The sequence below is a fragment of the Pseudomonas sp. NFPP28 genome (genome assembly GCF_900115535.1).
Classification (GTDB): domain Bacteria; phylum Pseudomonadota; class Gammaproteobacteria; order Pseudomonadales; family Pseudomonadaceae; genus Aquipseudomonas; species Aquipseudomonas extremorientalis.
In genome coordinates, this window is sequence record NZ_FOWT01000004.1 from 319,944 (window position 1) to 341,363 (window position 21,420).

The 21,420-nt window shown below is 61.7% G+C and carries 16 protein-coding genes and 1 tRNA gene; 5 read left to right on the forward strand and 12 right to left on the reverse strand.

The features are described 5' to 3' along the window. Positions 1–167 precede the first annotated feature (167 nt). The 9 genes from BM110_RS12875 to bcsQ are packed head-to-tail and all read right to left on the reverse strand — an operon-like array spanning position 168 to position 14,602. Positions 168–1,292 carry an alginate O-acetyltransferase AlgX-related protein gene (locus BM110_RS12875; RefSeq protein WP_093513502.1) on the reverse strand — a complete coding sequence of 375 codons (1,125 nt, stop codon included), beginning with the start codon at positions 1,290–1,292 and terminating at the stop codon, positions 168–170. A gap of 12 nt (positions 1,293–1,304) precedes the next feature. Beyond that, a complete protein-coding gene (locus tag BM110_RS12880; RefSeq protein ID WP_093513503.1) occupies positions 1,305–2,720 on the reverse strand; it encodes an MBOAT family O-acyltransferase in 1,416 nt (471 codons plus the stop codon). A 17-nt stretch (positions 2,721–2,737) separates the two neighbouring features. Continuing rightward, entirely contained in the window at positions 2,738–3,403 is a 666-nt protein-coding gene (locus BM110_RS12885) for a cell division protein FtsQ (protein ID WP_093513504.1), read from the reverse strand. Continuing rightward, positions 3,403–4,068, reverse strand: coding sequence for an SGNH/GDSL hydrolase family protein (locus tag BM110_RS12890; protein ID WP_071492442.1), 666 nt, complete (start codon positions 4,066–4,068; stop codon positions 3,403–3,405). Before BM110_RS12890 ends, BM110_RS12885 begins: the two co-directional genes overlap by 1 nt. Positions 4,069–4,085: 17 nt before the next feature. Further along, positions 4,086–7,913, reverse strand: a complete 3,828-nt coding sequence (locus BM110_RS12895) for a cellulose biosynthesis protein BcsC (protein WP_093513505.1) — start codon at positions 7,911–7,913, stop codon at positions 4,086–4,088. Beyond that, a complete protein-coding gene (gene bcsZ, locus BM110_RS12900) occupies positions 7,895–9,091 on the reverse strand; it encodes a cellulose synthase complex periplasmic endoglucanase BcsZ (protein ID WP_093513506.1) in 1,197 nt (398 codons plus the stop codon). The genes BM110_RS12895 and bcsZ overlap by 19 nt, the downstream gene beginning before the upstream one ends. Next, on the reverse strand, positions 9,088–11,355 hold the full coding sequence (gene bcsB / locus BM110_RS12905; protein WP_092246230.1) for a cellulose biosynthesis cyclic di-GMP-binding regulatory protein BcsB: 2,268 nt from the start codon (positions 11,353–11,355) through the stop codon (positions 9,088–9,090). Before bcsB ends, bcsZ begins: the two co-directional genes overlap by 4 nt. Beyond that, on the reverse strand, positions 11,352–13,571 hold the full coding sequence (bcsA, locus tag BM110_RS12910) for a UDP-forming cellulose synthase catalytic subunit (RefSeq protein WP_092246227.1): 2,220 nt from the start codon (positions 13,569–13,571) through the stop codon (positions 11,352–11,354). The genes bcsB and bcsA overlap by 4 nt, the downstream gene beginning before the upstream one ends. Further along, entirely contained in the window at positions 13,568–14,602 is a 1,035-nt protein-coding gene (gene bcsQ / locus BM110_RS12915; RefSeq protein WP_371914790.1) for a cellulose biosynthesis protein BcsQ, read from the reverse strand. The genes bcsA and bcsQ overlap by 4 nt, the downstream gene beginning before the upstream one ends. A gap of 585 nt (positions 14,603–15,187) precedes the next feature. On the opposite strand from bcsQ, the gene BM110_RS12920 reads away from it, so the two are divergent. After that, on the forward strand, positions 15,188–15,412 hold the full coding sequence (locus BM110_RS12920) for a DUF2790 domain-containing protein (protein ID WP_093513507.1): 225 nt from the start codon (positions 15,188–15,190) through the stop codon (positions 15,410–15,412). A gap of 53 nt (positions 15,413–15,465) precedes the next feature. Here BM110_RS12920 and BM110_RS12925 read toward each other — a convergent pair whose 3' ends face one another. Further along, a complete protein-coding gene (locus tag BM110_RS12925) occupies positions 15,466–15,873 on the reverse strand; it encodes a hypothetical protein (protein WP_093513508.1) in 408 nt (135 codons plus the stop codon). Positions 15,874–16,057: 184 nt separating this feature from the next. On the opposite strand from BM110_RS12925, the gene BM110_RS12930 reads away from it, so the two are divergent. Beyond that, positions 16,058–16,133: transfer RNA gene (locus BM110_RS12930), tRNA-Thr, on the forward strand. A gap of 188 nt (positions 16,134–16,321) precedes the next feature. On the opposite strand, the gene BM110_RS12935 is transcribed toward BM110_RS12930, so the two are convergent. Continuing rightward, positions 16,322–17,440: a phage integrase gene (locus tag BM110_RS12935; RefSeq protein WP_093513509.1), complete on the reverse strand. Its 1,119-nt coding sequence runs from the start codon at positions 17,438–17,440 to the stop codon at positions 16,322–16,324. Positions 17,441–17,442: 2 nt separating this feature from the next. Next, a complete protein-coding gene (locus BM110_RS12940; RefSeq protein ID WP_093513510.1) occupies positions 17,443–17,679 on the reverse strand; it encodes a helix-turn-helix domain-containing protein in 237 nt (78 codons plus the stop codon). Positions 17,680–17,778: 99 nt separating this feature from the next. Between BM110_RS12940 and BM110_RS12945 the strand changes: the two genes are divergently transcribed. From BM110_RS12945 to BM110_RS12955, 3 genes are all read left to right on the forward strand, one after another. Beyond that, positions 17,779–18,012, forward strand: coding sequence for a hypothetical protein (locus BM110_RS12945; RefSeq protein ID WP_093513511.1), 234 nt, complete (start codon positions 17,779–17,781; stop codon positions 18,010–18,012). Continuing rightward, complete coding sequence (locus BM110_RS12950) at positions 18,012–20,693, forward strand: toprim domain-containing protein (RefSeq protein ID WP_093513512.1); 2,682 nt, start codon at positions 18,012–18,014, stop codon at positions 20,691–20,693. The genes BM110_RS12945 and BM110_RS12950 overlap by 1 nt, the downstream gene beginning before the upstream one ends. 448 nt (positions 20,694–21,141) lie before the next feature. Further along, a complete protein-coding gene (locus tag BM110_RS12955) occupies positions 21,142–21,414 on the forward strand; it encodes a hypothetical protein (RefSeq protein ID WP_093513513.1) in 273 nt (90 codons plus the stop codon). Positions 21,415–21,420 lie beyond the last annotated feature (6 nt).

Here is a 21,420-nt window from a genome sequence, read left to right on the forward strand (position 1 = left end):
TCATCACGGCGAAGCCCAAAGACGTGAAAAGGTCAGCTGATACGACTGCTTACCGCAGGTCTTTTTGTGGTCGCCCTAGTGCAAGCCAGTCTGCTTCAGGCACGCAAAAGTGTCATTATTTTGATGAGGAAGCTGTCTATTTTTTAGACAAACGGCAAATCGTCAAATTACTGACCAACCGTGATCGCATCGTAGGGCGTTTGCAGGTCCCGCTCCGGAATCTCCCAAATCAATAACTTGGGCGGTGTTTGCTTGAAGGCCGGGCTTTCGAAATAGGCCTTGGCCGCGCCCGAGAACTCGCCCCCGTCCTTGCTGAAATTGCCGACCGGCGCATTCAGGGCTTTTTGCAGGAAGCCGACAAAGTTGGAGTTGCGCGAAAACGAGGTGCCGATCAGCGCCACATTGGGCAGGCCAGCGTCGCCAAACAGGTCGTCGGCATTGCTGGTCGCGCCGCCGGTTTCATGGGCGCTGCTGGCCGCGACCGACTCCCCCGGCGGCTGCAACGTGGGCGGCAACCAATCCAGACCGGCCAGGCGCACCAGGTCTCCCGGGCGTACGGCGAGCGGCGCCTGGGTGATATCGAACGTCTGCTCCGGCGTGGCCTTGATGCCCCGCTGCTGGATGCGCTGCGCGAGCGCCTGTGCGCCGGCGTTGGAACCGATTTCGCTCCAGTGGGTATCGGTACGCAGGTAGGCTTCGGCGCCCAGGGGTTTCAAAGTGTCAGTCAGGTCCAGCGCGGAAACGCCGGCAGCTTGCAGCCGTTTGGTCCAGTCCTGAATGCGGCCGTCGAGCACCGCCGGGCGGTACAGGCCACAGCGTTCGGCAGCGGCGATGCGGCTCTTGTCCGGCACCACCACCACTTGCAGGTCGATGCCTTTTTGACCCAGTTGTTTTTGCAGGTCGATCACCGCCTGGGCCTTGGTCTGGGCATTGGCCTCGGCATGCCGGTTGATGCGCAGTTCATCACTGATAAACAGCCAGCCCGGGCAACCTCGCCGTACCCGCGGCCCGGTGTCACCGAACGCCAGCCAGCTGCCGCCGCGCTCCAGGTTGGCGGCCTGGATTGCCATCGGTGCCTTGGCCAGTTCCTTGGCAAAACGGTGGGTCAAGTCGCCGTGCAGCAGCATGTCGCTGTCGACCTTGGCCGGCACATAGCTGATCGGTCCCTTCACCATCAGCCAGGCGCATGACAACAGCCCCGCCGCCAGGAAGGGCACCAGCACCCAGGCCGCCAGGGGGCTGGTGCGAACGGCCAGTTCACTCGGAGGCGTCGGCGCGGTAGGAGCAGGCATGGTCGGGCGTCCTTAGAACTGAAAGTACAGAAACGGTACGGCGTCACGGCTGGCGATCAGCGCGAACGACAACACAAACCCGGCCACCGGCCACAGCGAAGCCGCCAGCACAAACCACGGTTGGGTGCCGAAGCGCTGTTCAAAACGCACCTGCCAGATTGGCGCGATGATGCAGACCAGGCCCAACAGCGCGGCCATGCCATGGGCCGGGCGCATGGCCACGGCCATCGCGTCACCCAAGGCCATGCCATGCAGGCCGAACTGGCCGGCGTACATGGTCAGTGCCGAGTGGAAGTCCGGCGCACGGAACAAGGTCCAGGCCAGGCACACAAACAGCAAGGTCAGGACGTGCGACAACACCGGCGGAAGGCTCGGCAGGCTCGATCGCGACCAGGCGCGGTCGACACACAGCGCCACGCCATGGGCCGAACCCCACAACAGGTAGTTCCAGCTGTCGCCGCCGTGCCACAACCCGGCAATCGCCATGGTCAGGAACAGGTTGCGATAGGTGCGCCACACGCCGTCGCGGTTCCCGCCCAGGGCGATGTACAGGTAGTCGCGCAACCAGCTGGACAACGACAAGTGCCAGCGCCGCCAGAAATCCTGGATGCTGCTGGCCAGGTACGGCCGATTGAAGTTTTCCGGGAAGTGGAAGCCCAGCATCAGGCCCAGGCCGATGGCCATGGCGCTGTAGCCGGCGAAGTCGAAGAACAGTTGCAGCGAATACGCCAGGCACCCGATCCAGGCGTCCACCAGGCTGGGGTGTTCAAGGTGGAAGGCGATGTCCACCAGCGGCGACAGGGTGTCGGCCACCAGCACTTTCATGCCCATGCCGATCATGAAGCGTCGCGCGCCCAGGGAGAAATTCGCCCAGTTGAAATACCGCTGGTTCAGCTCGCGGCGAACCCAGTCGTAACGGATGATCGGGCCGGCAATCGAGTGCCCGAACATCGAGATATAGGTGGCGTAGTTGATGAAACTGCGTTCCACCGGCACCGTATGCCGGTGCACATCCACCAGGTAGGAAATCGCCTGCAATACGATGAACGACAAGCCGGCCGGCAAGGCCACACGCTGCCAGTCCAGCGGCATCGCGCCGTACCAGGTGATCACCTCGCTCACCGTGCCGGCGACGATGTTGGCGTACTTGTACCAACACAGCACCGCCGTGTTGAACACGATCAATGCGATCAACAGGCGCACCCGGCCTTTGCCATCCTCACGGGAGCGGTCCACCAGCAAGCCGCCGACCCATGCCACCACGGTCAACACCATGTGCAGGAACAGGAACAACGGGCTCAACCAGCCGTAGAACAGCCAACTGCCGATCAGCAGGATGACGTTGCGCCAGCTCGGACGAGCCAGCGCGTAGATCAACAGGAAGGCCGGCAGGAACAGCGTGAGGAATTCGAGTGAGGCAAAGACCATGGTGGTGTCGGGCCCGATCAGTTAGCGAGTGCGTCAGAGGCGAACAGCAACTTCGAGCCTTTATCTGAAGGAACGGCCAATACGCTGTAGCGCTCGCCCGCCTTGAGCGTGAACGCCAGCGGCTGACCGACCGGCGCGCCGGCGCATTTGAGCTGCACCGACAGTTCTACCGGGTTGATCATGCGCCGCTGCACCGCACCTTCAGCGACCTTCTTGAACAACTCGGCCTTTTGCGCCACGGCTTCCAGGCTGGCGTCGGCGCAGCTGGCGTCGGCGTTGATGAAGGCCAGGGAGGCCTTGAGCGCATTGAAGTCGTCCGGCACTTCGCGCACCACCAGCTGGCGCGTGGCGCCCTTGGCGTCGACCAATGCGACCACTGTGGCGAACTCACCCGGCGCGACGTTCACCGAGAAATCCGCGTTTTTGCCGCCGCTGCTCAAGACGCCCTTGATCGGCTTGTCGCCGCCGACCACCGGCAGGAACGCCGACACGGCTTTGTCGCCGCTCAGGACCAAGCTGGCCTTGGAACCGTCCGCCACCAGCTTCAATTCGCCCGGGGTGCCGTTGGCAAAACGCAGGAACGCTGCGTCTTGCTCCGGGCCGGTCGGATACAGCGGGATGTCGGCACTGTAGGCGCTGACGCTGGCGAGCAAGGTCGCCAGGCCCAGGGTCATTCGCTTCATTATTTGCTTCCTTTACCGTAGGCCGATGGCGGCAGGTTACCCAAGGCTGTCCCGATCGCCTTGGCCCACTTCTGGTAGCCGTCGATGGTGAAGTGCTGGCCGTCGGTGGTGATCCACTCGCCCGGCTTGGAGAAGGTCAGCGAGTCGATGTAAGTGCACGGCGCCACGTTGCTGGCCAGGAACGACGACATCAGCTTGGTGCGGGTGTCGTCCTTCTTGTACTGCGAACCGACCTTGCCCCATGGCGGGCCGACCCACACGCACTTGGTGCCGGTGGCGGCGATTTCCTTGGTCAGCGAGGTCACGCTTTTCCAGGCCCAGGCTTTGGGGAACACCGGGTTGGTGTAGGAGCCCATGGTGTCGCCGATGATCAACACAACCACGTCGGGCTTGTCCTTGGCGATCAGGTCTTTGATCGGCGTGGTGCTCATGGCGTTCTTGCCATAGATCACAGCCTTGCCGGTGGGCATGCGCTCGCCGCCGCACTCGACTTTTTTCGGCACCACCCAATCCGCCGCGCCGGCACCGCACGCACCGATGGAGTGAACCACCGCGCCTTGCTGGGTGAGGTTGTCTTGCAGCGGGTTGAGCAACGAATCGGGAAAGCTCATATGACTTTCGCCCAATACCAGCATGGTCAGGCCGGCAATCGCAGAAACAGGCATGAATGACTCCGATTTAATCAGTTGGAATAAGGGGAACGGTAAGGGCTGACCGGCAAGGGCATCGGCCCGCTCAGGTCTTCGAACAAGTAGCGCAGGTAAGCATTACCGGCGTACTGGCGGTAGTCCTGGGCGTTGTCGACACCGATCTCGCCACCCAGGTAGAAGCGCGAGCTGAGGCGATATTCGGCGGCGGCATTGAAGCTGTAGCCGATGCCGGTTTTGTCCGAGCTTTTGTACTCCTGGGTACCCAGGTCTTTGCGGCCCGGGAAAAAGTCCGCGCTATCTTGGCCGATATACTGCACACCCACCGAACTTTTTACCTGGTAGCTGAAGCGATCGAAGCTCTGCGCCCACCGGATCGGCACGCCCAAGGAGAAGAAACGCTGCGGGCTGAAGTAGCCGCCGTTGCCATAGGTGTAGAAGTCCTGGTTCTCCTTGAAGCTCAGCGCCGAGGCACTGACACCCAGGGTCAGCGTGTCCTGCGGGTTATTGCGCAGGTACCAGTAGATGCCGCTGCCCAGCTCCATGCGGGTGTTGTCGTCAACGTGGTTACCCATCAGTTGGTGCAGGGAGCCGTAACCGTAGACGCCCAGCTTCTGGTTGTCGTAGCTCAACTCACCCCGCCCGCCGTTGGCGGTCACACCGCCCCATTTATAGCCATCACCGTCTTTGGAACCGGCGAAGGACGTGACGCTGTCGGTGACCGGGCGCCGCGAGATATTCGCGCCATAACGGAAATTCGAATTGGCCTCGAACGGACGCGACACGCTCACCCCACCGACGATGGTGTTGTAGAGGAAGCCCAGTGGGCTGACGCCGACGTCGGCCTTGAGGCCTTCATCCGGGTTCTCGAAAGCCACGGCCAAGCCCACACCGGTCGCGTTCTGGGTGCGGGGTGAGGTGGCTTTGCCGCCGCCAAAGCGTGATGCAGCGTCATCGCTGACACTGCCGGCACTCAAATGCACCGGCGTCACTCGCAGCGCCACGGTGTTATCGCCGACCGGCATGCGCGCTTCAAACGGCGCTTCGATATCGGTGAGTTTGCTCAAGCCTTTTTCGCCGTTGTTGCTGCGCGCGCTCAAGCCTTGCACCACATAACCGGTACGGTCGCGCAGGATGGTGTCCAGCGCACGACGCGCCGGGCTCAGCTCGGGGCTGTCGATGGAGGCGATTTTCGACGGCGGAACAAACGGATCGCTCAGGTCGTTGGACGTTGCACTCGCAAATGCGTTGGAGGTCACGCTGTTGGTCGGCGCATCGATCGGTGGTGGCACCGCACCGGCGATGGTCAGGTCGGTGACCTGGCGACGCTGGCCGGGCAAGCCCACGAACGGGTTCGACGACTTGGCTTCGGTGCCGGCCTGGGCCACCTGGGTCCTGGCCTTCATCGCGTTCTCGATCACCAGGGCCCTGCGCAGCAGTTCAGCGGCTTCGCTGTTTTTGCCCAGGCCTTGGTAGACACCGGCCGCCGAGGTGAGGATCTCCGGGTTACCCGGCTCCAGCGCCAACGCCTTGTCAGTGGCGCGTTGTGCCAGGTCACGGTCGCGACCTTTCAGGGCAATGTTCGCCAGGCCCAGTTGCAGACGTGCATTGTCGGGGTTCTGCTGGATCAACGGCGCATACAGCTCCATAGCCTTTTTGCCGTTGCCGCTGTCGGCATACATGCGCGCCAGGGCGCCGACACCCAAGGCATCGTTCGGGCGCTGGGCCAGGGCCGGTGACAGCATGTCGTAGGCGGCCACCAGGTCGTTTTTCTCACGCAGGGCGTCGGCCTGCTTGACCCGGTACAGGTAGATCAAATCGTCGTAGCGCTGGCGCCCGGTCTCGGTCAGCGGCTGGCCTTGCACTTCGCGCAGGATCTCACCCGCCGCGCTGTATTTGTTGGCCTTGAGCAGCACGTTGGCGTACAGCAGCTTCTGGTCGACCGTCGGGTTGGGATTGTTCTCCACCACCTTCTGCATCATGTCCAGGCCGTACTGTGCAGCGCCCACTTCCACATAGGCGGCGGCCAGCACGGCCACGCGCTCGGGTTTCTTGCGGGTCAGCGGTTCGGAACGCCCCAGCAACGCCAGGGCTTCCGGGCGCTGGCCACGGCGAGCGGTCTCGATGGCGATGTCGGTCTGCTGGTGCAGCGCGATATCGGTCGCCAGTTCGTTCATGTCGGCGGTGCGCTGCGCCGTGGGGATGCGTCCCAAGGTCGCTTCGGCCTGCTTCCACTCGCTCAATTCCGCCGACAGCAGGGTGCTGGTGTACAGCGCGTCCGGCTGGTTGGGTTGGGTCTTGAGCAAGCCGTCAATCAAGGCACGGGCGGCGCGGATCTGGCCGTCACGCAGGTACATGCGTGCCAGGGCAAAGCGCGTCCAGGGGTTTTCCGGGTCAGCGTCGAGCGCCTGGCGGTAAGCGGCTTGCGCACCTTTCAAATCGCCACGTTGCTCGGCCAGCTTGCCGACCTGAGTCGCCCGCAGCGCGTTGATTTTCACGCTCGGCGCGAACTTGGCGCGCTGGGCCGGCGACACCGAGTCGATCAGCTTCAAGGCCTCATCCGGCTGGCCCGACTGGGACAACACGTTGATCAAGCCGCTCAAGGCATCCGGGTCGCCAGGGTGACGGGCCAGCACCTTGCGGTAGCCGGCTTCGGCTTCCTCGAACTGATTGTCCTGGGCCTGGAAGCCCGCCAATGCGACAGCCGCGCCGGGCTGGCCCGGGTTCAGGCGCTCTGCCTGGGCCACCAGGTCGCGGGCCTGGGCGCTGCGACCGGCGCGCTGAGCGTCACGGCTCTGGCTGATCAGGTTCCAGTAGCGCACATCGTTCAAGGCCGACTGCCAGGCCGCACCACCGGGCAAGCGCGTGGCTTGAACCAGGTAGTTTTCCGCTTCGCCGTAGCGTTCCTGCTGCTGACGCAACACGCCCATGCCGCCGAGGGCATCGACGTCGTTGGATTTTTGCGCAAGGCGCGCTGCCAGCAGGGGCTCGGCGGTCTTCAGGTCGCCATCGTCCAGGGCCTTGAAGGCCTTGGTCATCTGCGGATCACGCTGCCAGGCACCACCGCCTTTGCCTTGGGCGATGCCTTTTTCCATGATGGCGCGGATCTCGGTGTCATCCGGGTGCGCGGTCAAGAATTGCTGGAACAACGCCACCTGGTCCGGCTTCGGCGGGCCGAGCCAGATCAGCGCAAAGCGCCAGGTTTCATCGGCGTTGCCGCCCACGTCGTTGTTCGGTGCCAGCTTGGCCAGCGCCCGGATGCCGTCCGGCCGCGTGGCGGGGTTACGCGCCAGGTGCTTGGCCAGGAACAGCGCAACGATCGGGTCGTTCGGCCGCTCACGGGACAAACGCTGCAAGCCGGCGATGGCTTCATTGGTGCCCTTGGCGGTGAAACCCAGGGTGTTGTAGTACTCACGGGCGATCAGGCCTTGGGGCTGGCGACCCTGGAAAATCTGGCGGTACAGGGCCACGGCCTTTTCGCGCTCGTCCTCGGGTTCACCCAACTCGCGGGCCTGCTCCAGCAACCTGGCGTTGTCCGGCACCGCCACGGTGATGTCCTGCTCCAGCTGCAACGCCTGGCGCGGCACCGGGCTCAGCGCCTGCAAGCGGGCCAGGTACTTCCGGGCTTCGGCCGGGCGGTTCTGCTGCACCTGGATCAAACCGATGCCGTACAACGCGTCCGGTTGCTCCGGGGCCAGGTTCAAGAGTTTCTGCCAGGTTTCCAGGGCGCGCTCGGGGTTCTTTTTCGACTGCCAGTAGTAGCCCTGCTCGATCAGCAAGGACTGTGGGTCGCTGGTTTCAGCGAGGCTGGCGGTGGAAGCCAGGGCAGCGAGAATCGCAATGGCTAGCGTGTGACGGCGCATGCTGCCTCCCAGGAAAGTTTGACCGTACCGTCTTGTTCAAACCGGTACTTCTGATCGGCAAAGCCCTGGCCGAACAGGCTGAGCATGTAGTCGTAGTAGATCGGCTGCGCACTGTCGGGCGCCGAGGGCGCCAGGGCTTTATTGAGCGCGTCGTCGACCTTGGCTTTTTGCAATTGCGCCAGGGCGGTTTCGCCGCGGGCCTGGAAGAAGGCCAAGGTAGCGGCCGAGAAGCCCATCGGCGTATAGCCGTTGTTTTTCTCGGCTTCGCCGGTCAGTACGTGGATTTTTTCCGGCGGGAAGCCGGTGACCGACGCCGCCGTCGCACGGGAAATACCCCCCAGCGACTTGAGCATCGCCGCTGCCAAAGGATCGCCCTTGGCGGTCATGCCGGCCCACATATACGTGCGGATTGCATCGTAGCTGCCCAGGTCATCGGAGAACGGATCGACCACGAACACCCCGGTGTTGGCGCTGGTGGCGCGGTAACCAACCCAGTTGGCCGCAAGGCCATGGGGGTTGCTGGCGCTGTCGGCAAGCATCCGCGCATTGCTTTCGGCGACTTCGTTCCAGCCGCCGTTCGGCCGTTCTTTCTGGAAGCGACGCAGTTGCGCAAGCACCTGGTAGCTCGGGTTGAAACGCCACAAGCCACCCGGATGCACATAGCCGACAGGCCCCGGCAACAGCATCTTGCCCAGGCCCGGCACACGCACGATCAGGTTGCGTTCGACGTTGGCCAACAACAGCTGTGAGTCGGCGCGGTACTGCGGTGCATTCCACACGCGGGCCGCTTCGAGCAAGGCGTAGGCCATCCACAAGTCCGCGTCGCTGGCGGAGTTCTGGTCGATCACGCCCCAGGTGTTATCGGCTTTTTTACCCCACAACCAACCCGGCAGATTCTGGCCGATGTCGGAGCCCGACATGTTGGCCTTGGTCCAGGTCCACAGCTTGTCGAAGCTCGCGCGATCGTTGCCGACCAGGGCGAAGAACATCGCATAGGACTGCCCTTCCGAACTGCTCTCGGTGGGCTTCATGGACGAGTTCAGCACCCGGCCGTCGTCCTGCACGAAGCGCTTGGCGTAGTTCTGCCACAGCGGCCAGTCACAGGTCTGCGCCTGGGCGCCGCCGGCCAACATCATCGCGCCCAGTGTCGCCAGGGCCATACGCTTGAGCAGGCTCATGCCAACCGCCGTTTTGCACGTGCGCGCAGCGACAGGTAGACCAGGCTGGTCACCACGGCCAGGCCGAGGAAGGTGATCAACAGCATCCAGCCCAGGTTCTGTGACAGTTGCCACTGCATGAGTTTGAAGTAGTTGAGCTTGCCGACGTAGTACTGCTCGTCACCGACCAGCGAGCTGATGGTTGTGCCCTGCACCACGGCCAGGCTGCCCTGGATCGAGTCTTTGTAGTCGTCACCGCCGATCAGCGCCGAGGTGGCTTCCAGCAGGCCCTGCGGCTGGTTGCTGGCGATCAGCACCACACTGCGGCCCGATTTGAGCGGCGATTGGAAACCGGCCAGCCAGGTGCTGTTGCTCAGGCCCTTGAACGTAATGCCGGTGTTGGCCGGATGCTGGTTGGCCGCCGGGTCGGGGCTGATCCAACTGCGCACATAACGCGGCAGGTCGGACAGCAGGAAGTGGTGCTGCTCGCCATCACTGGTCGCCGGCAGGTATTGCTGCCACTGCTTGAGCAACGGCTGGTTGGCGGCGGTGGCAAGTACCAGCAGGTCTTTGTCGGCAACGCTCTGCACGTCCTTGGCCTGCACCACTTTGACGGCGGTGGCCGGGTAGCCGGTGGCTTCGCCGAAGCGACCGAGCACGGTCAGGTAGGCGGTCAACTCGTCGGTGCCGTAGTTGTCGGGCATGACCACGGCGGATTCCGACAGGTCGGCCAGACGGGTGAACGGGAAGCCAGAGTCGTTGAACACGCCCAGGTTAGGCATGGCGATGTAGTGCTGGTAGCCGGTGACGTCGAGGGTCGAATCCGGGTCGATGGAACCGCGCATGTTGTCGACGATGATGTCGCGGCATTCGCCTTCCTTGATGTAGTCGTACATGAAGCGCAGCTGCAGCTTGGATTTGGGCGATGCCGAGCTGATCGGCAACAGCGTGGTCACTTCACGCGGCAGGCTTTCGTCTTTCTTCAACTGGTCGAGCAGGGTCTGGCCGCCGCCCAGGTTGGCCACCGACGGCAACGCCACGGACTTCATGAACTGGTCATTCAGGCCGATCAACAGGGAGGAGTTGGTCGACACTTGCTGCGGCGTGTAGCGGTATTTGACCTTGAGCGGCACGCCCTCTTCACGCCAGTTGAACAGGTCGGGCGGCAGGCGCATGTCGACGCTGATGGCGCCCGGGTTGTAGCCCGACACGCTGAGTTTCTGCTGTTCGATCAGCTCGCCCAGGCGTACCGGGCGGTTGCTCGGCAGCCAGTTCGGCGCATCGTACGGGCGGCGCGGTGCCAGGGTGTCAAGCTTGGTGATGACCACGCTGTTACCGGCCAGCACCGGGTTGCCCAGCACCACCGCGTTGGCGGCGCGCTTGAGCTCTTCGCCGTCACGCCCGGTGACGATCAGCAGCTTGCCGTTGGCGTCGTTGGGGTTGGCGATAAGGGTCAGGGTCGGGCCGGTCGGCTTGGCGATGGCCACACCGTGCACGTCCATCGCGTCGGCGGTTTGCACCAGCACGATGGCGTTGCCTTTGGCCGGCAGCTCGCCGAGAGTGGTCGGGAAGGTCGCGCCCCGGTAGCTGGCGAGGCCGCCGATCCACGACGACAAGGCGCCAGCGGCTTCCAGTGCGGCGCTGTCCGGCGCGGTGGCAAACACGAACGGCAGGCTCACCTGGCGAGCGTCGCGCTTGTCGAAGAACGGCAGCGGCAGCACCGCCAGGTCGTCTTTGAGCACGATCGGCTCGACCTGCACTTTCAGCTCGCTGCTGTTGCTGATCTTGGCCCACAGGCTGCTGTGCAACGGGTCTTCGCAGGACATGGTGTAGTGGCCGATGAACTGCAGGCTCAGGCGATTGAACTCGGTGATCAACTTCGGCGGGATCTGCACCAGTTGCTCTTGCGGGGTGCCCGCGCCTTCTTTGGGCAGCGCCAGGCTGGCGGCGACTTCGCCGTTGACCAGCACGTTGATCTGCGACAGGTCCGCCAGCAGCGCCGGCGAGTAGCTGTACTTGAGCAGCAGTTGTGCGCCCTTCACCACTTCATCGGCACGGATATCGAAGTTGACGCTGTCGGATGACTCCACGCCTTGCAGGTTCATGGTGTCGCGACGGCCCAACTGCTTGAGCGTCAGGCTGTAGCCGTTATCGGTGCTTTGTACCGGCACGGTGGCAGCCGCTTGCTCGGCAGCTTGCGCCAGGGTGTTGAGGCCCATCAGCGAGGCGATCATCAGCGCGAGTGCACGGCGCGGATGAGGGCGAGCGAATATCTTCGAGGTCATGGCTTGTCCATCAGCGTATCTAGCGGTTTTGTGGGGGTGCGGCTCAAGGCCAGACGCAGTTCGTGCAGGGTGGCGCGGCCGAGGGTGAACAGGCCGCCGATGCCGATGGCGCCGACTTCGCGCAGGGCCGCCAACGGTGTGTCCGGCTGGCCGGCGCCCCAACTCGCGGCCCAGGTATCGGCACGGGAGAAGGTCAGGCGTACCAGTTCGCTTTGCTGGCGCAGGCTGAGAGGCTCGAACTGGGCACCGATCTGCGCGCCCTTGCTGAACACCACGCGCGCATCGAACAGGCTGTCCTGGCCGTTGCGCGACAGCACCAGTTGCACGCGTTCGCCACGGGTGATCGAGTGCCCATCGCTGAGCATCAGGCCGAAGCCGTTTTGCGAGAAGTCCTGGGTAGTGCCGTCCAGCACACGGCCGTCGGCACAAATGATGCTCACCGGCAGCTTGGCGCTGACCCGTGGCTCGGAACGTACCTGACGCGCTTCCGAGGCCACGGCCACGGCGGCACTGGTGATGATCAGGTTGTAGAGGGTCCAGGTCAGGTTGATCGCCACCGTCACGGCTGTGGACGCATCGCCCCAGACCAACTGGTGGATACCGAAGCCCAGGCCGACCAGGTTCACCGCCAACAACACCAGGTACGGGCGGGCGAGTTTCCAGTCGAAGAACTGCTTGTCGATGATGCCGCCCTTGTCGGTGACGTTGAAGCCACCCGCCTTGGGGTTGACCAGCGCGACCAGCACCGGCGGCAGGATGTACCAGGCCAGTACGGTCTCGTACACCTCGTTCCAGAACGAGTGACGGAAACGCCCCTGGATCCGTGAGTTGGTCAGGCTGGAGTGCACCAGGTGCGGCAGCACGTAGGCGACGATCATCAGCGCCGAGGCGTGGAAAATCTCGGCGCCGAAAATCAGGTAGGCCAGTGGCGCGGTGAGGAACACCAAGCGCGGCAACCCATAAAAGAAGTGCAGCATGGCGTTGGCATAGCAGATGCGCTGCCCCCACTTCAGGCCTTTGCCCAGCAGCGGGTTATCGGTGCGGAAAATCTGCGCCATGCCTCGCGCCCAGCGAATCCGCTGGTTGATATGGCGCGACAGGCTTTCGGTGGCCAGGCCCGCGGCCTGCGGGATAGCCAGATAAGCGGTGTTGTAGCCCAGGCGGTTGAGCTTGAGCGCGGTGTGGGCGTCTTCGGTCACCGTCTCGATGGCCACGCCGCCGATTTCCAGCAGCGGCTCACGGCGGATGACGGCGCAGGAGCCGCAGAAGAACGTGGCGTTCCACAAGTCGTTGCCGTCCTGCACCAGGCCGTAGAACAGCTCACCCTCGTTGGGCACGGCGCGAAAGGTATCGAGGTTCTTTTCGAACGGGTCCGGCGAAAAGAAGAAGTGCGGCGTTTGCAGCATCGCCAGCTTCGGGTCCTTGAGGAACCAGCCCAGGCTCACTTGCAGGAAGGAACGCGTCGGCACGTGGTCGGCGTCGAACAGCGCGATGTATTCGCCGTCGGTGACTTTCAACGCTTCGTTGAGGTTACCGGCCTTGGCGTGGAAGTTGTTGTCGCGGCGGATGTAGTTCACCCCGACCTTGCGGCAGAAGTCGCGGAAGTCGTCGCGACGGCCGTCATCGAGCACGTGGACGCGCAGCTTGTCCTTGGGCCAGTCCATCGCCTGGGCGGCGAAGATGGTCAGTTTTACGATGCTCAGCGCTTCGTTATAGGTGGGAATGAACACGTCGACCGTCGGCCACTCCTCCGGCTCGGTCTTGAGCCATACCGGCGTGCGGCGCAGCGGCCAGGCGGTTTGCACGTAGCCGAAGATGAGCACGACCAGGGCGTAGAACTCGGCCGCGACCAGGCCGTAGCCGAAGAACATGTCGAGCCAGGTTTCAAAGCCGAGGGTGGAGGTGAGGCGCCAGAACATGTAGCGCAACGACGCCACCAGCGACAGCACCACCAGCGCGAGGATCGCCAGGCGCCCCGGGATCTTGCGCAGCACCAGCACCGCGAGGAAGCACACGCCGGCGAACAGGCATTGGCTGTAGAGATCGAGCGGCGCGCTGATAATGCCCAGCAACAGCAGCGCGCCGAGCACGCAACTGGCGACAACCAGCACCGTACGCAGCGCCGCAGGCCACCGATTGAAGCGCGCGATGGCGTCATTGAGGCGCTGTTCGGCGTGCCCTTCGACGAAGGGCGTGGAGGACGTAGTGTCGGTCATGGAAGGTCCGAGTCGATGTGTTCGAGCAAGGTGCGGCACAGGGCGTGGACGTCTTGGCTGCCGATACTGTTGACGGTTGGGTCGAGGGGGTCACGCCCGTAGGCCTGGGCTTCGCTGAATGCGGGGTCACGGTGGACAGTCCCCAACAACGCAGCGCCCAGACGGGTCTTGAACACCTCGGCCATGTCCAGGCTGAAGCGGTGGACACCGTCGAGCTGGTTGATCACGTAGAAGCGTTTTGGCGGTTTGGCACGCTTGAGGTGCGGCGCCAGCAGGCTGTCCATCTGGTCGAGTGTGCTGAACGAGGCCACGTCCGGCTGTACGACCACCAGCACAGCGTCGGCGACCGACAGGGCCTGGCTGAGGTAGACGGTGTTGCCGGCGGGGACGTCGATGATCACGGTGTCCTGGCCGCTCAACTTGAGACCGGACAATCGCTTGCTGAGCCACTCGCTGTCCTGGCCCAACCAGCGATTGAGGCTGTGCTGTTGCTCGTGGTCAGTGGCACCGAATGCCACCAGCCGGCAACCGGCAAAACCGCGCTCGAGCAGGGCGGCCCAGCTTTCGTTGAGCAGGCTGGTGGCGCCGACGCCGGGCATGTCCAGGCCCAGGCACAGGTGGTGGCGCAGGGCGTTTTGCGGGTCAAGGTCCAGGGCCAGCGCCGGGCGGCCCTGGCGCTGCAGACCGCTGGCAATCGCGGCGGCCAGGGTACTGCGGCCAACGCCACCCTTGACCGAGACCAACACCACGACTTTAGGGCTGGATTGCTCGGAGTACACCTGGCCGTCCCGCCCTTCCACCACTTCGGGCGGCTGCAGGTGGTCGGCTTCACCTTGGCTCAGTTCCTCCAGCAGGCGCAGCAGCGGCGCCGAGGGTGCTTCGATCACAGGGGGAGCGTGAGTGACTGCGGGGGCTTCCAGGACCTCTATTTCGTCCTCGATGAACTCATGGACAAAGTCGATCTCGCGATAGCCGCTCGGGTTGGCACCCAGCTTGTTGAATAGCTTTGAAATATCATCTGCCCGACTCACTCACTGCCCCCCCACCTGATTTGCGCTTTAAAAGGCGATAAAAAGGCCAGCAATGAGCTGACCTCGTATTTTTCTAGTTATGTGGTGTGGGGCGCATTCTGTGATATCACATTGATGGTGTCAGTATTTTGATGATTTTAGTTCAAATCTATCCGACGAACGGCTTAACGCCATTTTTATGACGATTTTATAGAGAAAACGCCATTCGCTGTAAGAACATGAACTTGCATCATTATTTCGCAAAAAAAGTTGGCCGAGTGGACAAAAACGGCACAAAACTGACATACGCTTCAACAGATTTTCAATTGCCCTACATTGTCTCGGAAATTTGCCTACAAGGAACCGCGATAAAACTGACGGTTTATATCGCGGCACAGAATACGGAAACCGCACCTGTATTCAAGGGAAAACCGGCTGAGCGGTCGATCCAAATGGTCCATAAAGCCACCGCCCGTGTATCGCTGTGTATGCAGTCACGGCCTCGCTACACAACGAAGCAAAACCCGCGCCGCATGACACAGTGCAGATACCTCCAGGGCGCTCAATAAGCCCACACCCACTTGTTGAACCCGGAGGATACCTACCATGAACTGGAACACCTTGATCGCCGTCAGCCTGCTGGCTTTTGCCGTCAACGCCCACGCCGACGTACAGCCCAAGCTGGATATCCAGCGCGTGCTGACCACTGTCGAAGACACAAACGGAGCGTATGGGATCGTGAATGCGCACATGACCTACCTGGATTCCCACGGGCAGAAACAGGTATTGGACTACAAAAAGTTCGCAGATAACTGCGCAGAAGGCAGTTGAGGCTTGCGCGAACCGGGCACCTGAGTGCCCGGTTTCGGAGCGTTTCTGAAGGCTTAGCGCACACGACGCTCGGTGAACGCGTAGTCATCCTGGCAATCGCTGGTCGGATCCGACGCCACACTCACGTAATGCACCGTGTCTGCGTCCAGCAGCTTATAGGTGTACACATCCGGCGAACGCACGCCGTCGGTACGCAACTCATTCCTGCCATTGGCCGCCGACCACGAACCCTGCTCGGTCTGGATCACCTTGGTCTGCTGTGCATCGCGGTAGAAGGTAATCACAAAACGACCGTCGGGCTTGAGGGTGTTGGTCCACGACAGGAACTGACATTTACCGGTTTCGGTGCGCAAACCTTTCCAGGTGCCCACCAGCGCCGGGTCGTTGGCGGGTTTGTTGGACGAACACGCAGCGAGCGCGACAGTGAGGAGGATGAGGGACAGCGAGAGAGTCCGTTTCACGTGGGGCTTCCTTGGGTTTGGAGAAGATTTTTGCCGGGGTAGGCCCTTCGGTGGCAAGGGAGAAATCCTACACTCGCCAGCTGGAAAAAGGGGCGAGCGTGGAAAAAGCGTGGGTTCTGCAAAAATAGTCAGAATTCAGGGGTTTACAGAACCTTGCCAATCGCTATAATCGTCGCCCTAACACGCCGGTATAGCTCAGTTGGTAGAGCAACTGACTTGTAATCAGTAGGTCCCGGGTTCGACTCCTGGTGCCGGCACCATATCTCGAAGCCCCGCAATGCGGGGCTTTGTGGTTTCTGGGGTTTGGGAAACACGAAAAATTTCGGGCGTCGTTTTGGCCGAAATGCCCAAAAAGTGTCCACACTTAAAAATCGAGGCCCGCTTGCCTCAAACCCGATCCTGACATTTAAGACGCAGCTGCCAGCTCCGACAGCGCTTCGCCGCCAACCTAAGGCAAATTTGCCGACTCGCAAAAGTGATCAGCTTCGGCGCTATCCGGCAAACGCTGCGACATTCCACCCGCGCCCTTCCTTGCAGCCAAAACAGCAGCCAACGGATTCAACACCACCACCTCAGCCAAATGCCCTGGACTGAAATGCGCGTACTTCATCGTCATCGCCAGCGAGGCATGACCAAGCACGCGCTGCAACGTGAGGATGTCTCCGCCATTCATCATGTAATGACTCGCGAAGGTATGCCGCAGCACATGGGTCAACTGACCCGCAGGAAGATCCAGCTTCACCGCCTCGACCGATTCGCCAAACTTCTTGTAGCAGTCCCCAAACGGCAGCGCCGCCTTGATCTGCTTCTGCAGTTTTTCGGAAATCGGTACGGTGCGGCTCTTTGATGACTTGGTGCGGACAAAATGAATGCGCCCACCCTTCACCTGCCGACTGGTTAGACCCTCTGCCTCAGACCAGCGAGCCCCAGTTGCCAAACAGATCCTGGCAACCACCCCAGCAGCAACCGACCGATTATCCAGATCGGCCAGCAACGGGAAAATCTGCTCGGCCTCAAGGTACGCCATTTCCGTTTCATCGAACTTCAAGGCTCGCACCTTGTGGACGGGATTATCCCCTTCCCACTCTCCCAGCCGGCTCAGCTCATTGAACACCGCTCGCAGATAAGCCAATTCGTGGTTCAACGTATTGGCGCCAACCGGCTTCGCGTCCTCACCCTTTTTACGACCACTGCCGATCGTCTCGCGGGTAAACTTCCCAGCCAGGCGCTCGGCACGATAGGTGCTGAAATGGGAGGTATTAAATTCACATGCAAGCGGATTCCCCATTCGCTGCGCCATGCTCTCCAACGCTCGCCTACGCTCTTCACCCCGCTTGAGCGTTTGCCCGTGAAGGTCAAACCACAGGGTGACCAACGTAGATAAGCGCCGCTCATCACGCTTTTTCTTCTTCTGAAACTCCCCGATTGCCCCCTGCCCCATGACTGTATTTTCGTACGCCATCGCTTCGTTCTTGGTGCGAAAAACCTTCCTGACCCTCGCCCCGCCACGTCCCAACGGCCTGATATCGACTTTATAGCGCCCGTCCTCGAGCTTAATGATCGGCATACCTACACCGCACTGACTTGCCCACACTCCACAGCAGTGTGACCAGTCATCAACCAAAGGGTGTATTTGGTAAACCGTGGATTCGAGAGCACCTTACACAGCACCCCGTACCCCATCTCAAACAGATCAGTTTCATACTTTTTGTAACTGCTGATGCTGATATCCACCAGCGTGCAGAACTCCTGCTGCGTCAACCCTTCCAGCCGTCGAATGGCTTTGAGCTTCACCGACAAATCCATGCCCACTCTCCTCTTGACAGGTTCCTATTTAGGAACCATGATTGAGTTCCTATATAGGTACTTTATTTCCCCTATATTTGCGAGTGGGAGGTTAACAGAATGCAAATAAACATCGACACGCCATACGTAACAGTCGGCGAATACGCCCGACGCTCCGGACAATCCGATACGGCTATCAGAAAAGAGATTGAGAAAGGTCACTACCTGATCCGGCCAAAAAAACCGGGCTCCAAATCGGCGGTACTGATTAACATGGTCCACATCGCCATCGAGGCCGCTGAACAGGCGCAGCGCGTTCTGCCCCATATCGTCAAAAAGAGCGGAGCGCGCTAATGGCCCTTCGCAAAAAACTCGACCAAAAGGTCTACGACGACATCTACCTAAAAGAAGTCGTCCAAGCCCTACAAGAAGACCGCGACCTCGCCTTCGAAACCATCGACACCAAATACATGCAAAAGGGCACCTGCCCCAAATGCGGCGAGCGCACCCTCTACATCGCCCTCGCCCAGCCCTACCAGCTCAAATGCAACCGCCTCAACAACTGCCAATACGAGGAAAAAACCCGCGAACGCTACCGCCACCTGTTCGAAAACCTCAGCCAGCGCTTCCCCAAAACCGAAGCCAACCCCAACGCTACGGCTGACGCCTACCTGCAGCGCAACCGCGGCTTCGACATCAGAAAATTAAAGGGCTGCTACACCCAAGGTCGACGAAAACTCAAAGACGGCCAGTGGGCCGACACAGTCCGCTTCCCCCTCTGCAACGGCCACTGGGAGCGCCTGATCGACGCCACCGCCGTTACCGCCAACGACGGCGTAAAAGCCGGCATCAAAAAGGGAATGACCTACCTGGGCAACGGCTGGCTGCCGCCAGGCATGGCCATCAACAAGAGCGATCGCATCTACATCGTCGAAGGCATCTTCCACGCCATCGCGCTGCACCTGGCGGGCTACAAAGCCATCTCCTCCATCTCGGCCAACAACTTCCCCTGGGACCTGGTGGAGGCCAACAAAGGCAAATCCATCACCTGGGTCATCGCCTTGGACGACGACCCGGCCGGGCACACCATGACCACCAAATACCTGCGCCAACTGCGCGAGCAAAACGAAATCGCCTGGGTCGCCCTCGCCGGCACCCGCGACTGGGACGACGTCTACCGCGACGGCCAACTCGACGCCGCCTTCATGGCCGAGGCCGAATACCAAGGCCGCCTGTTCACCGCCGACAGCACCGGCAAACTGGCCTACCTGCTCTACCTGCGCCGTCCCAAAGGCTTCTACCTGATGGAGTTCCGCAACCGCCTCTACTCCGCCAAGGTGGCCCAGCGCGACCTGCACGACGACCTGGGTGAAGACAAAGTCGAAGGCAACCGCGAGACCTTCGCCAAGCACGTCAAAATTCGGCAGGTCGCCAACTGCATCCCCAACCTGGAATACCTGGAAAAGGACATCATCACCAACGAGCAACGCTACTTCTTCGACTTCCGCTTCCCCGACAAATCGCGCAGCTGCAAGGCGCCGCTGGCCCCAAACGCCATCGCCGACCCTAGAAGCTTCGCCCGCTCACTGCTGGAACAAACCCCCGGCGGCAACTTCGAAGGCGGTGAACCGGTGCTGGCCAGCCTGCGCGACAAATGGCTCAACGACGAACACCGCCCGGTGCGTACCGTGCGCAGCCTGCCGTTCGTGGGCTACGACGAAACCACTGGCCTTTATTGCTACCCCACCTTCGGCTTTCACCAAGGCAAAGAACTGCCAGTCAACGACCACGGTTTCATCGACATCGCCGGCAACGGCATCAAAACCTCCCTGGGCAACTTCAAGATCGAGCGCGGCCAAGACTTCGACCCGGAATGGTTCGAGGACTTCCTGGCCGTCAACGGGCTTAACGGCCTGGCGCTACTGTCATGGTGGACGGCCACCTACTTCATCCAGCAGATCGGCGAGCAGCAAGTGTCGTTTCCCTTCCTGGAGTTCACCGGCAAACCGGGGGCGGGCAAGTCGTCGCTGCTGCGCTTCCTGTGGCGGCTCACCGGCCGCGAGAACTTCGAAGGCATCCAGCCCGGCGGCGCCGGGGCCAGCCTGGTCGGCCTGGCGCGCAGCTTCGGCGAAGTCAGCAACCTCCCCGTGATCCTGATCGAATCCGACAAAGAACAAACCGACAGCCAGGGCCGCAAAATCGTCGTGCAGTTCAACTGGGACGAATTCAAAAGGCTGTTCGACTACCACGCCACGCTGCGCGTCACCGGCGTCAAAAGCACCGGCAACGAGACCCGCGCCACCCACTTCCGGGGCGCCATCGGCATCTCGCAAAACCAAAGCGTCGAAGGCTCCCGCGCCATCCTGTCGCGTATCGTCGAACTGCACGCCACCAAGGACCACCACTCGCTGGCCCTCAAGCCCCGCGCCGATCGCCTCAAAAACATGAAGGCCAAGACACTGGGCGGCTACCTGCGCCGCTGCCTGGCCTGCGAACAACAGTGGCTTGCGCACTACTTCGAAGCGTTCCCTCACTGCGAACAGCGCCTGCAAAGTGTCGCGACCATCACCGAGGCGCGCATCGTGTTGTGCCACGCCCAAGTGCTGGCCGCTGCCTACGCCACTCAGGCCCTGTTCCCGGCCTGGACCGACGCCGACACCGAACACTTGGCCAAGCACCTGGAACAACGCGCCATAGCCCGCCAGCGCCGCCTCGGCAGCGAGAACGCCGATGCCGCAGCCTTCTGGCAGATCTACCACTACCTTAACGAACGCGTGGTCACCATCACCGACAGCGACGGCACCCGCGAAGAAAAACACCAAACCCTCAACCACTCCAACGAACGCGGCGTTGTGGCCATCAACATCGAGCACTTCCAAGAGGCCTGCCGCAAAGCCGGCCAGGAAGTCCTCACCCGCGCCCAACTGCAACGCGCCTTGCCGCAAAGCACCACCTACACCTTCGTCGAGACGCGCAAGGCCTACTCCAAACTCGAACGTCGCACCATCAACTGCTGGATCTTCAAGACCCCCTAGCCACACCTGAATACCTGGGCGTTTACGCCCATGGCGAAGCCTTGCCTGCGATTTGACCAAGGGCCTGCGAGCAGACGATTTGGCGTCTGGAATGTTTGAACTATTGAGGTATTTCTAAATGAATACAGTCACTTACAAAAATGACTCACTGGAATGTCACTGGAAGGCACCGCACTACCTTTCCTTCCACCCATATTCCGTACACGACCACACTGGGCAAAACCGCCACACGCCTTTAACCATAAGGCCTACAACCTATTTCCCCGACGCCCATAGTTCAGCGCATTCCATTCGCACTGAACTACTTTTTCGGCCACTCGCCCCCAGCAAAACCAAGGCGTCCAGCCCTGTAAACCCGGCAATAGTTCAAACATTCCACCCACACCCAACCCACGCGCAGAAATCCCTGTGCGAGCCATCCCCTGCCCACTTAAAAAGGAGCTTCACCATGCCATTGCATGTCTTCACTGGCCCTCAGGCATCCGGCAAAACCCGCCGCCTACGCGCCCGCCAAGCCGAGCTGAAAGCCCAGGGCATCGACGCCTCGATCATCACCGGCAACGCCTGCACCACCCCCTACCTGATCGACCGCATACAACAGCAAGCCAACACCGGCGCCCGCCACTTTCTGGCCGACGACTGCACCCGCGAACAAATCAAGGCCGTGCAGACACTCGACCTGCCCGAGCACTTCACCCTCTACCTGGTTCGCCAGGCTTAACCCAAG